Origin of the sequence: Sphingobacterium mizutaii, from assembly GCF_900187125.1 — a bacterium.
Taxonomy (GTDB): Bacteria; Bacteroidota; Bacteroidia; order Sphingobacteriales; family Sphingobacteriaceae; genus Sphingobacterium; species Sphingobacterium mizutaii.
This window is the reverse complement of sequence record NZ_LT906468.1, coordinates 2,576,986-2,589,828: the sequence shown is the minus strand read 5'-3', so window position 1 is coordinate 2,589,828 and position 12,843 is coordinate 2,576,986. Positions and strand designations below refer to the sequence as shown.

At 35.8% G+C, this 12,843-nt stretch carries 8 protein-coding genes and 2 tRNA genes; 2 read left to right on the top strand and 8 right to left on the bottom strand.

Annotated features, from left to right (window positions below):
- Positions 1 to 106: 106 nt before the first annotated feature.
- Positions 107 to 313 carry a hypothetical protein gene (locus tag CKW03_RS11205; protein WP_093096848.1) on the bottom strand — a complete coding sequence of 69 codons (207 nt, stop codon included), beginning with the start codon at positions 311 to 313 and terminating at the stop codon, positions 107 to 109.
- 326 nt (positions 314 to 639) lie between these two features.
- Here CKW03_RS11205 and CKW03_RS11200 point away from each other — a divergent pair, with 326 nt between their 5' ends.
- Positions 640 to 1,779 carry an AlbA family DNA-binding domain-containing protein gene (locus tag CKW03_RS11200; RefSeq protein WP_093096846.1) on the top strand — a complete coding sequence of 380 codons (1,140 nt, stop codon included), beginning with the start codon at positions 640 to 642 and terminating at the stop codon, positions 1,777 to 1,779.
- A gap of 164 nt (positions 1,780 to 1,943) precedes the next feature.
- On the opposite strand, the gene CKW03_RS11195 is transcribed toward CKW03_RS11200, so the two are convergent.
- The 3 genes from CKW03_RS11195 to CKW03_RS11175 form a co-directional block, all read right to left on the bottom strand.
- Positions 1,944 to 2,930, bottom strand: coding sequence for a lipoate--protein ligase (locus tag CKW03_RS11195; RefSeq protein ID WP_093096843.1), 987 nt, complete (start codon positions 2,928 to 2,930; stop codon positions 1,944 to 1,946).
- A 2,252-nt stretch (positions 2,931 to 5,182) separates the two neighbouring features.
- Positions 5,183 to 5,374, bottom strand: a complete 192-nt coding sequence (rpsU, locus tag CKW03_RS11180) for a 30S ribosomal protein S21 (protein WP_093097788.1) — start codon at positions 5,372 to 5,374, stop codon at positions 5,183 to 5,185.
- Positions 5,375 to 5,456: 82 nt separating this feature from the next.
- A complete protein-coding gene (locus CKW03_RS11175; RefSeq protein ID WP_175486290.1) occupies positions 5,457 to 6,089 on the bottom strand; it encodes an HAD family hydrolase in 633 nt (210 codons plus the stop codon).
- Positions 6,090 to 6,175: 86 nt separating this feature from the next.
- Between CKW03_RS11175 and CKW03_RS11170 the strand changes: the two genes are divergently transcribed.
- Positions 6,176 to 6,249, top strand: a tRNA-Ile gene (locus CKW03_RS11170).
- 1,899 nt (positions 6,250 to 8,148) lie between these two features.
- On the opposite strand, the gene CKW03_RS11160 is transcribed toward CKW03_RS11170, so the two are convergent.
- The 4 genes from CKW03_RS11160 to CKW03_RS11140 form a co-directional block, all read right to left on the bottom strand.
- Positions 8,149 to 8,526: a hypothetical protein gene (locus CKW03_RS11160; RefSeq protein WP_093096837.1), complete on the bottom strand. Its 378-nt coding sequence runs from the start codon at positions 8,524 to 8,526 to the stop codon at positions 8,149 to 8,151.
- Between the two features lie 1,055 nt (positions 8,527 to 9,581).
- Positions 9,582 to 9,653: transfer RNA gene (locus tag CKW03_RS11150), tRNA-Arg, on the bottom strand.
- An 89-nt stretch (positions 9,654 to 9,742) separates the two neighbouring features.
- Complete coding sequence (locus CKW03_RS11145) at positions 9,743 to 10,375, bottom strand: hypothetical protein (RefSeq protein WP_093096832.1); 633 nt, start codon at positions 10,373 to 10,375, stop codon at positions 9,743 to 9,745.
- Between the two features lie 11 nt (positions 10,376 to 10,386).
- A complete protein-coding gene (locus CKW03_RS11140) occupies positions 10,387 to 12,696 on the bottom strand; it encodes a TonB-dependent receptor (protein WP_093096829.1) in 2,310 nt (769 codons plus the stop codon).
- Between the last annotated feature and the right edge of the window lie 147 nt (positions 12,697 to 12,843).

Below are 12,843 nucleotides of genomic sequence, written 5' to 3'. Positions count from 1 at the left end.
GCTAATGGTCAATAATAGAGAAAGCCGTTCAGGATAATGAACGGCTTTCTCTATTTTAAGGCTTCAATACATGAAGTTATTTCAATACATTGTCCTCAAATTTTTATTAAAGGATTAATGTAACTGAATAAAAAAGAGTATAATATGCATTGCTGTCTTTTACCCATTGAACCTGAACAGGAAGCACATTTTTTATGTCCTTGATATTATTTTCCGCAATGTAGGCTTTTATCTTTGCCTCTATTTTTATTCCTCCAGTATATTTTTCATTGCTATGGACATCAACGCTGCCTGTTATTACCTTTATTTCCATATAAATATTATTGCTGTTATTAATAATTTAGGGAGATGATAATATTGTTCAAATATTCCTAATTTTCAAAATCATCAGAATAGTATTATGAAAGTTTTCATCAATGGTTTCTCCTCTAAATATAAATATTCTAAAAATATTGCATCTTATTAATTAGATATATTAAATTATTTTTTTAATAAAGATACTAGTGTAATTCAATAATTTTCATTATGTTACAAAAAAAAATTTAGATAGATTCAAAGAGACAAATAGTCCTAGCTTTTGGGGCTAACCTTTTTATATTTTGAATTTAAATCAATTAAAACGTTACAGTTTATTTTTTTATGATAAAATACAAAATTGAAGGATCATATTATACAATTGATGGTCAAGAAGTAATTGTTAATACCCAAGTATTTGAAGATAAATGTCCAATTTTTGCAAGACAAAATGCTGTTAATAGTTTTTTATGTTTGAAGGAGGTGATTCTATCTAATAATGTTATTGATTTTGAAAGTAATTTTAAAATAATAATTCCTTCAAGCACTTATAGATTAAAAAGTAGAAAAGGTAAAATTATCCATGGTAGATTGCCTTCAAAACCTCAATATACTGAAATTCAATTGTGCTATTATTTAGATGATGATGAAGATTATGGATATACGATTGACTTTCTTGGGTTGATTGATAGCGAAATAGTGGATGATGTTACTTTAAATTTGAAGAATGAATATGAATATTATATAGAAAATAATTTAGAAACCTCAAGTTTGGAAAGAATAACCTCATATTCTTATGATTTATATGAACACGAAAATATAATCGATCCGAATACATTTTGGTTTATGCAAACTACATTTGATATAAGCATTACAAAAAATAAATTTTGGTGGATGTCAAATGAAGAATTAGAAGCCTATTGTTTGGCTAATATCAATATATACAAAAAAAATAATTTAGAATTTGATATAAGTATAGGGGAAAATAGAAATATTGAATTTAAACCTAGTTTGTATTATAATTTCAACTTAGGGAAGTTAACATTAGGAACAACTTATTTTGTTGCCAAATCTATCTGTTCGTTTTTGAACTCAGACGGTGGTAAATTATTTGTTGGAGTTAGAGATGATAAAGAAATTCAAGGATTGGAAGATTTTGATTTTGCAGTAGTACCTGAAGGAATGGATAAAAAAGATTTTTTTCGAAAAAACTTTGACAAGGCAATTTCATATTATTTTTCGAAAACAGTTTGGCCATATATTAATGGTGAATTTGAAATAATTGATGGGAAAACAATTTTTATTGTTGAAGTTAAACCAAGTGGTTATCCTGTTTTTTTATTAAACAAAACTAAATCGAATGATAATTCTTTGAAGATAATTAAGGAGTTTTATGTTAGAGCAATTGCGTCCTCTAGAAAGATAGAAGAAATTGAAGAAATAATTTTGTATATTTTTAATCGCTGGGGGAAAAGCAATCGATAATATATAATAAGTAAATTATTTAGGGTAAAAAATATGGTATAGTAATTAGTTTGCTTGAATAAGGATTAACTTTAACTCACATGTTTTAGAAAAGGCATTTATCTATATTTTTTTTAAATGAATCTAGAATGATATTTTCGGAAAAAGGTTTTCAAGATTTTTGTCTAACGAAATAAACCAATTAATTCATCCACCGTCACCTTGCCAAAATACGCCGTAAGATCAACAGAATTTAGCAAAGTTCGGATATCTTCTTCATTGTGATTGATGCCGACCAACTTCGCCTCAAGCTCTTCAATAGGCTTAGACGCAAAGAAATCTCCAAAGATCTTTACTGCATTGATCACTCCACCCTGTAATACATCCATGTGTAGCTCTATAAAACCAGAAGGGACTTTGATCGCATTCTTGAAATTATACATGGGTGAAAAACCAAAGTTCCAATCCCAAGTACCATACTTTTCAGCAATTAATTTTTCTACAGCTTTCACGTCTTCATCCGTCAACTCATAAACCCTCGCCTGCGGATCGTCCATCATCATCTGATCGATTAAGGCTTGCTTAATATGGTCTATGCTCACATGATCGGGCAAATATTCTTTCAGGTTTATCACCCTTGAGCGATTGGATTTTACAGCCTTATCCTGAAACTTTAATGGATTTATCTTCAAAGCATCGGCCAAAATACTCATCTCCGAATTGAACAATATGGTTCCATGTTGGATCATCTTCCCAGCTTTGGCAAGTTTCGCATTACCACTGAACTTCTTGCCATCCACTAATAGGTCATTACGACCCTCCAGACGACCAGGTATCCCAAACTGATGTAATACGTTGAGCACTGGCTGAGTGAACTTAGCAAAGTCCATAAACTCTTCCTCAATTAACTTCGTATGGAATGAAAAATTCAGGTTGCCCAAATCATGGTATACCGCACCACCACCAGACATCCTCCGAACCACTTTAATACCATTCTCCTGAACATATTCTAGATTGATCTCTGCTAAAGTGTTCTGGAACTTTCCTACAATAATTGCAGGAGCATTGATGTATAAAAGGAAAATAGGCTCAGTGGGGTATTTGTAAAGTAAATATTCTTCTAGTGCTATATTGAAATAAGCGTCATTAGAAGTGGAATCGATAATTAACATATTTTTTATAGGATAAAATCAAAGCTACTGAAAATTTTAAGGATTGGATATTTGCCTGATGGCAAGATCCCAATTATTTATGAAATGAATGAGGAGATAGAAGCTTGTATAGAAAACCCCTAAAGGGGGTGAAAATTTTTTTACTATTCTCTTCGTTACTTTTGGAGCCCAAAAGTAACCAAAAGGCTTCGGCCCATTTAAGGTGGCTTTTCGCACAATCATCCGCACATGGATAGAATGCCTTGTTGTCGGGAATATCTTTCAATAGATTATCCCTTTTGATGGGATGATCTATTAAAAGCATTCCAAGGCCAATCCCATCGCACAAGTCAACGGCATTCTATCCATTTTTCCGCCACTGGAAATGAGCCGGATGCTAAAGGACTTCCTTAGGAAGAATGGTGTTTGCATGAAACCCCTGGAAGGGGGTGAAATCTTTATAGAAAGGTGAATTATTCAAGGAATAACCCCTAGCGGAGGTGAAATATTTTTCTATACCCTTTTTGGGTCACACAGAGGGCAGCTCCGAAGGCTCTCGGAAAATCCTTTCTTTATTTGAAATGGTTTTCTTTAATGATTACCAATGCTTGAACATCAACAAATTCTCATTGTTACTTTTGGAGCCCAAAAGTAACCAAAAGGCTTCGGCCCATTTAAGGTGGCTTTTCGCACGATCATCCGCACATGGATAGAATGCCTTGTTGTCGGGAATATCTTTCAATAGATCATCCCATTAAAAGGGATGATCTATTGAAAGCATTCCAAGGCCAATCCCATCGCACAGGTCGACGGCATTCTATCCATTTTTCCGCCACTGGAAATGAGCCGGTTGCTAAAGAACTTCCTTCGGAAGAATGGTGTTTGCATGAAACCCCTGGAAGGGGGTGAAATCTTTATAGAAAGGTGAATTATTCAAGGAATAACCCCTAGCGGAGGTGAAATATTTTTCTATACCCTTTTTGGGTCACACAGAGGGCAGCTCCGAAGGCTCTCGGAAAATCCTTTCTTTATTTGAAATGGTTTTCTTTAATGATTACCAATGTTTGAACATCAACAAATTCTCATTGTTACTTTTGGAGCCCAAAAGTAACCAAAACCGACGAAGGAGCTCACGGATACCAAAACAACTCGAATCCGTAACGCTTCGGCCCATTTAAGGTGGCTTTTCGCACGATCATCCGCACATGGATAGAATGCCTTGTTGTCGGGAATATCTTTCAATAGATCATCCCTTTTAATGGGATGATCTATTGAAAGCATTCCAAGGCCAATCCCATCGCACAGGTCGACGGCATTCTATCCATTTTTCCGCCACTGGAAATGAGCCGGGGGCTAAAGGACTTCCTTAGGAAGAATGGTGTTTGCATGAAACCCCTGGAAGGGGGTGAAATCTTTATAGAAAGGTGAAGCATTCAAGGGATAACCCCTAGCGGGGGTGAAATATTTTTCTATAACCTTTTTTGTGTCACACTGAGAAGTAAAAATTTGGACTAAATTTATTGGAAGGTGATGACAGGAAAGTGGAAGGGAAAATTTTTTTAATTTTAGAGATACAACCCCTTTTGGGGTTCCATTATTTTAGCTGGCATGGCACGTTAGCCTGGAAGTCGCGCAAAAACGATGTTCGATTAATCGAACATCGTTTTTGCATTAACCCTATATTGTTCGATACCATTGCTAAAATAATACTGCCCTTCTAGGGCAGTAGGTTTCCTAAAGAGATATTCATCAAGAAAATAAATTTGGGTCTAAATACCTAGAAATACAGTTCTACCTAACTTCATTGGTAGGGTTCCCCGAAGGGTCTTGGAAAATCCACAATCATTAGAAATAGATTGTTCATCTTACGATCCACAATGACAACGATCCTTAAAAAAACAAAAAATAGATTCTTCGCTGTGCTCTGAATCCCTCTCAGGAATATCCAATTCTGAACGAATTTGAAGAATCTGTACGTATGTCTCTACTCTGATCTTGTCATTCTTCATCGAAGATGAAGAACCTGTACGCCAATTCAATCATTTTTTGTATAGTTCCGAGAACCTTCGTGCCTCAGGTTGACACCGGAAAAAGAAAGCAATTTTTGCGATTTACTGCCCGAGAGGGGCAGAATTATTTCAGCGCAGAATTATTTTAGAACAGAATTATTTTAGGGCAGCATTATTTTAGGCTAATGCAAAGGGGATGTTTGCTGGAACCCCCAAAACTATATACCATAAAAAAAGCTGCCCTTGAGCAGCTTTTTTATATCATTACGCATTATCTTGATTTAAAGATTGCTTATAAATAGCCTTCTTAACTTGGATACGACGAGCAACAGATTTTTTCTCATAAGCTTGACGCGAACGTAATTCTCTTAAAACACCAGTCTTCTCGAATTTCTTCTTGAAACGTTTTAATGCTCTATCTAGAGATTCTCCTTCTTTTACATTTACAATAATCATAGCTTTTTTGTATACCTCCTTCCGTCGTGAAAATTCTTGGTCTGCAAAGATAAGTAAAGCAATGACATTACGCAAGGTAATTCTAATATAATTTCAAGTCAGCAACGATCTGTTCCAATGGTCTCTCTTTGCTACAAAGAACTGTCTGGATACCAAGCTTTTTTGCGCCTTCCAAATGTTGCGGACTATCATCGATAAACAGGGACTCTTCAGGAATTAGATTGTTCTGCTCCAATACGCGTTCAAAAATCGCGGCATCGGGCTTGCGTAATCCCTCTAAATGGGAATAATATGTGCGTTCAAAAAACACATCATTGCTAGGGACGCCATATTTCTCCTGGATATGGTTCATGCAATATGCATAGTGCAGTTCATTATTATTGCTACAAAGGAAAGTACGGTAATTTTCCCTTAGATTCTCCAAGATTTCATGCTTTCCTTCTGGCACACCAAGCAACAAGGAATTCCATGCAGTATCTATCTGTTCATCGCTTAGATCGTATCGATCGGCCTTTTTACGGACGCCATCCCGAAACTCCGGAACAGAAATCTCTCCTTTGTCAAAAGCATCAAACAAAGAGTCCTGACCATGATGTCCAAAAAAATCATCCACGTTTTTAATCCCTAAATCCATAAAGGCTTGACGCACTTTAGGAAAGTCAATCATAAAGATTACATTTCCATAATCCAGAATAACATTTTTAACTTTTTGCATATAAAAATTTTGTTTTCTCGTCTCAAATATCGATAATTGCATCGTCAAAACGGGTATCCTATACCCATTTTAACAGCACAAAAACTGCGCCTATAGCTCAGTCGGTTAGAGTAGAAGACTCATAATCTTTTGGTCCCTGGTTCGAGCCCAGGTGGGCGCACAGAACTAAATCCCTCACCATTAAATGGTTGAGGGTTTTTTGTTGCTACCAAGCAATTGTAAATTAACGAACGCATAAATTAGCTTTTAAAATTATTGATGTAGGACCTCATTGGGGTTCCATTATTTAAGCTAACATAGCAGGTTCGCCTAGAGATAGCGCAAAAAGATGTTCGATTAATTGAACATCTTTTTGCATTAGCCTTTTTTTGTTCGAAACCATTTCTAAAATAATTCTGCCCTTCTAGGGCAGTTTATCGCATAAATGCTTTACTTTTCCGATGTCAACCTGAGAAACGAAGGTTCTCGGAACCATTCAAACAATGATTGAACTGGCGAACAGGTCATCCATCTTCGATGGATAATGACAGCAGGTAGAGGCATTCTCGTACAGATTCTTCACTTTCCGTTCAGAAATGGATATTCCTGAGAGGGATTCAGAGCGCAGCGAAGAATCTATTTTTTTATATTTTTAAGGGTCGGTGTCATTCCGTAATCGTAAGATGAGGAAACTATTTTCTTTTGAAAGATTTGCAGAAAAATATTTCACCCACGCTGTGGGTTATCCCTTGGACGCTACAACATTCTACAAAGATGTCACCCCTGCTAGGGGTTTTGGATTAGAGCATTTTGTTTTTAGACCTGTAGGACCAAATAGGTCCTATTTTTATACCTCATGCTTTTGGAGAATATTCTCGCCATAGATTCATTTTATTTTTAAAAAATAAGCTGAATCTGCCTTTATAATGATTAAATATGCCTGTTTTTTTGACCCAAATTTTGGAATTATAATAGGGGTTTTATTCGAGGCATGTTCGAGAATGATTCGGGGATAGTAATGGGATACCATTGCTTGTGTTGCGAAATTTCAAAATATGTCTCGAATAAGGTCAGAATTAAGGCTACTAGGTAAATCATAAGGTTTTATTTACCGTCTCTTTATAGTTTATTAAAAAGGTTTTGTTTGGACAGGAGTCTAAATACTAAATACTATCTACTAATTACTACTAAATTAATTTCAAGATTGTTTTTCTTTATATTTATATGAACAATAACCAAAATCCCAAAAGTGGGGAATATATAGCCTTAATTCACTATGAAAATAAATATAATAGAAAATCTGGTCTGTAAAAAGGATCATTATTTAAATGTAGAAGGAGAGGATATAATCTTGGTCGCTAACTGTTTTCAATTTGACATTAAGAAATTGAATGATATTGATTGGGTTCTTATTTTCTATTGGATTAAAAACTTTCATTTAAACAATGAGAAAAAGCCAGTCTTGGATTTTCAGTCTATGTCCATTTTTCACATAACGAATGACGATAAGAAATATGATTAAGCTCCATTAAATGAAGCACTTACAAAACATGAAATTGAAAACAATTCCTTTATTAAACAAGAATATTTCTCAAAATTGGAGGATACCGACCATTTGTTTTTTAGTCTTTTAGAGAATGAAGTGGATCCTGAAAATTATAGAATAGACAATTCGGTCTTAGAGGAAGCTCAAATGAAGGGAATTGATATTTCTTGATCTTACAAAATTGTTTACAATATTTTAGTAGCCACTCAAGGTCTAAACCATGGTAGCAAAAAACGAGATATTATACCTATACCATGTACTTCGATGAAATCAAGAATATCTGGACAAGCAAGGAGGCCGCTTTCAGGGCCTATGTAATGAATTATGTCTCGAATGCCATTGGCATTCATTTCACAAAAATATTTAATGAGGTATGATCGGTGTTCATTATCCGAACAGACTAAAACGGCTATATACTGGAAATAGTTAACTGGGAATTTAGCCATCGGGAATTTTTTTTAACTCAGAATTTGTTATTAAACAAAACAGAGATCATTTTTTAATGATCCCTATTTTTTCATGAGTTTTTTGCAACTACTTTTCTAATTCACTCTTTAAATTGGATTTTAAAGAATCTACTAATTCTTGCATATTATTTACCTTGTTTGAATTCAGATATTTGTTGGTAATTTTAATATCGTCTTTTAATTTATTAAAATACTCCAATGGAATCCCTTTGGATTTGAAATCTGATTTTGAAGATTTTAAAGCAACTTTATTATCTTGAACATATATGTCTTGCACTAAAACTTCAATTAATTTGTGTGCAATAATCTTTTCTTCCTCAGTTCTTAGGGAATCTGGAATTGTTTGTACATATCTAAAATTCCTATTATGATTATTGCATGCAATAATTATTAAAGAACAACAAACAACCGAAATATATTTTTTAAATTTTAATAGCTTGTCCAAATTGCGGTTCCTCCATTAGTGTCAGTAGTTCGAAAAGTTATTTCAACATTATTATTTGTAGCATCGATAATTACCTCTACTGTTGTGTTTGTGAATGATGATCCAACAACTGTTTTAGATTTCCAGTCGTCAATAACGCAATTTAAATAAAAAATAAATAAAAAAATACTTCCATGGTAAATGTATTGTAACCTATAATTAATATAAAGCACAGTTAATTGTATTTTGTTTATTTGGATTTATGAATATTCTTAGAAAAAAGCTGAGGTGGAATTGTTACTATATGTAATTGTAATAAACTCGAAAAAGTGATAAAATAGTTGGACACATTGGACACTTGGACATAGCAGTAACAAAGTATTATATTATTTATTGATTATTAATTATTTATCTTATTTATATTAAAGTAAAATCTATCCTAATTGCTTTTAATCCGTGTCCAAGTTTGTCCAAGCATGTCCAAGGAATTCTGGTTAAAATTGATTTTCTTTAAGAATATTTTTAGTTATTAATAGCTGTTTAGTTGATTATCTTTGAGTAAGTTAATCCAATGATGAAATTGACTTATACAGAACCTTATACGAAGTACTGTTGAGCCTCATGTAGCAACGTATTTAAGGCTCCATTTCGGTTTTCGCATGAGTTTATCTGAAGAAAATATCATTTCAACTATTTGGATCAACCTTTTGAACCTTTTGATAAGGTAGATCCGTTTCTTATTAAGAACTTGATCAAAGAAAGCCAGGGCGAATTTTTTGATATGTACATCAATGAAAGAATGTTGAAATACAACGCAGCAATAAATCAAATTCATAGAATTTGATGATCATCTTAATTTCGACCATCTAAACCATTGGTATTACTGAGAGGTAAAAGGATAGGGAAACAATAAATAATTTATCTATTTAACATAGCTTGGATAAAAATCTATTTTTATTAAACTCAATTTAGGTTAGTATAACTTTATTGAGTCATTTGGAGTTTCCACTCTAGGTCTAAATACTAAATACTTTCTACTAAATACTAAAAAAGCCGCTTTAAGCGGCTTTTTTCAGTACCTCCGGTAGGAATCGAACCTACATCATCAGAACCGGAATCTAACATTCTATCCATTGAACTACGGAGGCGGCTCGCCAAAAATAATACTTTTTATGGGTTTTATACAACAATAGCCTGCTGATTTTAGCAAGCTATTGATTTTGAGCGTCTCAATGTATTAATGACCTTCGTGGCCTTCTGCTACAAGGTGGAATTCCACTTTAAGATCTAGGTCGTTTGCACCACCGAATTTGTTGAAATCTGGGTTGAAGATATCAGTTTTAGGATTGATTGTATTCTTAACGCCAGGGTTTAAGTGACGCATCAAATAACGGAACGTAAAGCTGTCTGAAGCTTTCAAAACTGTGATATATCCTGTAATACCGACGTTAGCGGCTTTACCATCGGCTGTTTTATCGCTGTATTCTGCTGCAAGTGTACCTGCAGGAGCACCTAAAAGGAATGCAAAATGCTGGTCAGCACGGTCGATAAAGGTCTGCTGACTTTCGCGACCTGCGAAATCTTTGACCATTAGTTCGAACTTGTAGGATTTTCCTACTTCCAAATGAACATGAGCACCTACTGGTGGAAGGAATTTCTCGCCTGTAAACTCCACTTTTTCGATTTCAGGATTAGCGATTTCATGGTAGTGGTAATGGTCATCGTGTTTTTCAGCTTCCACTTCGGTAAAGGTCAAAGTTGCTGCACTTACTTCTTCTTGGTCTACTTCAGGAGTAGGATCATCTTTAGAACAAGATTGGAAAGTGAAGAAAGAAGCTAATATGAATAAAATAAAGATGTTTGATTTCATGATGTGATTTTTTAGAATTTATAGTTAAGTGATAGAATAAAATTCCTTCCTGGGCGGTGAGCATAGTACCTAAATCGGTCCATATAGTCTTTGTAGCTTGTGTTGAAAATATTTTCAACCGCCAAGGAAAGTTGGAGCTGTTGCTTATTAATAGTTAGTGGATGTGTAATATATGCATGAAACAAATGGTATGCAGCCGGTGGAGCAACGTAATCCGTGCCTGCTGTGTACCTATTCTGTTTGGCTACAAACTCATGGCTCAGCTTGATATATCCTTTTTCTGAACCAGCATAGTACCATTGTATGGCATTCTGCATCCTGTCCGAAGGGATATAGGGCAAGTAAGTGTCTGTACTGATGTTTTTGGCCCTCACTAGGCTAGCCTGCAGCGTGTATTGTAGGTTAGGCATAAACTTCCAATGCAATTGCAGGTCTGCACCATAGAATAATGCTTTGTCCTGTCCGTAGCTAAATACAGGAAAGGTCCCGCGGATGGTCTGGCGAACCGAGTCTGGATTTGGAGCAGCGTAGATATAGTTATGGATGTATTGTCCAAAGATATCTGCGGTCAAAGCCAAGGTTTCAGATTTATGGGATATGGAATGCACCCATTTTAGACCTTGTTCTGCTTTAAGGTCCAAGTTTCCGATTTCATAGATGCCGGCACCATGGTGGACACCATCGCTGTACAGTTCGTTTGCCGTAGGAGCACGCCAAGCAAGACCAATGCTGCTTTTGTATTGCCAAGTAGGATTGATGTTGTACGCTGCGGCAAGGGATCCAGAGAAGTTATGGAAGCTTCGCGTATCCTCCAACAAATATTGCTGAGGGACTGACTGTTCTTTATCGGTATATTTATAACGATATCCTGCTGCGTCGAAATACCGATAGTCGTATCGCCAGCCTGCTTCCAAGAGCCATTGGTCGAATTGGATTTGATGGATCCCGAAAATGCCCAGGGAATAATTATCGAAGTTAGGAATAATAGGAGTGGTGCCCGTTCCGGCGGTATTATTGTTTACCTGATTACCTAGATCGATCCCAAAACTATGCGATTTTGCCTTCAGCATCACTTCGAGTTGTTGTGTGGTCAATACCATATCTGACATGGGAATATTGTCTGCAACCGCTCTACGCATATCAAATTCCTTGCGATGGTTCTGCTGAAATGCATATTGAGCCTCCAGTTGAAGTCCGTTATTCAGTTTATATTGATATTTTAACTTCCCTAATTGATGGGTTACATCTTGCTTAGGTGCATTGATCTTATAGCTGAAATCGTATTTTTCAAATGGTTCTCCATTTTCTATCCGTGCATAGATATCTTCGATACTTCCTATATGGGCACCATAAAATACCCCTAGTTCGGTTGAAAATCTACTGTAATAGGCTTCCAAGAAATTGTTGTCCTTGCGGTATTGTACTGTTCCAGAGAAGTTGATCTCTTCAACACCTGTATTTCCCAATACATAATCCGGCGTCCTGCTATCACCAAGTTTTTTACCTGAACCTTGAATTTTCCAAGCTAAACCTTCGATGGATTTGATGCCACCTTGCAATTGAAGGTTTGCAGATCCACCACGGCCATTTGATTGGGCAATTAGGTCTGCTCTTCCTTGGAATTTGGAAGGGTCGATGTTTTGTGATTTTGCGATCAATACGCCAGCCAAGGCATCAGCGCCATAGCGAACTGCCTGTGCACCTTTGATGACTTCAAATTCATCTGCCGTAAAGGGATCCATTTCTGGAGCATGTTCCATTCCCCATTGTTGACCTTCCTGTTTCACTCCGTTGTTCAAGAGAATGATCCGGTTGGAATGCAAACCATGAATGACCGGTTTTGCCACGGAATGACCCGAATTTAGAATGGAAACACCCGACAGCTGAGAAAAGACTTCAGCGGCCAACTTACCCTTGCTTTCTTCGATCTGTTCTTTATCAAGCTTCGCTCTCACAGCTGCTCGCTGTTCTTCAACTTGTGCAGAAACATGTACAGCATCGATTTTCTCAGTGAAGCTTTTTAATTTGATTTTCAGAACAATATCAGAATCTACATGAACCGGTTGTTCAAAGGTTTCGTAGCCTAGTGCCGTAACTTTTAGCGTAAGGTGTTGATGTCCTTGGCCCACTTTAAGCTTAAAGTTGCCATGGATATCGGATGAGGTACTGATGTCTGAGTTTTCGATACTGATATTTGCTGCAAATATCGGTTGATCGTTCTCATCCATGACCATACCTTTTATGTATTGATTGGATTGGGCCTGTGCCACAGCGCTATTCAATAAAAATAGGATGAGCACGGTCCATGCATATTTCAACATGTATGTTGTGGTAAAAAAATGGTATTAAATGCTATATATTACACGTTTGGGGTAAAATATGCATAAGGGGGAGCCCGAAGGCTTTTGCTGGATTTGGGTTCCAAAATCGGAGCTTCAAAGACCTGGATGCTTTGAATCGTGTTTAAT

Bases quoted from the DNA above. Each gene is read 5' to 3' on its own strand.
- CKW03_RS11145 (WP_093096832.1), bottom strand. From the start codon at position 10,375: ATGAAATCAAACATCTTTATTTTATTCATATTAGCTTCTTTCTTCACT.
- rpsU (WP_093097788.1), bottom strand. From the start codon at position 5,374: ATGATTATTGTAAATGTAAAAGAAGGAGAATCTCTAGATAGAGCATTA.
- CKW03_RS11140 (WP_093096829.1), bottom strand. From the start codon at position 12,696: ATGTTGAAATATGCATGGACCGTGCTCATCCTATTTTTATTGAATAGC.
- CKW03_RS11195 (WP_093096843.1), bottom strand. From the start codon at position 2,930: ATGTTAATTATCGATTCCACTTCTAATGACGCTTATTTCAATATAGCA.
- CKW03_RS11200 (WP_093096846.1), top strand. From the start codon at position 640: ATGATAAAATACAAAATTGAAGGATCATATTATACAATTGATGGTCAA.
- CKW03_RS11175 (WP_175486290.1), bottom strand. From the start codon at position 6,089: ATGCAAAAAGTTAAAAATGTTATTCTGGATTATGGAAATGTAATCTTT.
- CKW03_RS11205 (WP_093096848.1), bottom strand. From the start codon at position 313: ATGGAAATAAAGGTAATAACAGGCAGCGTTGATGTCCATAGCAATGAA.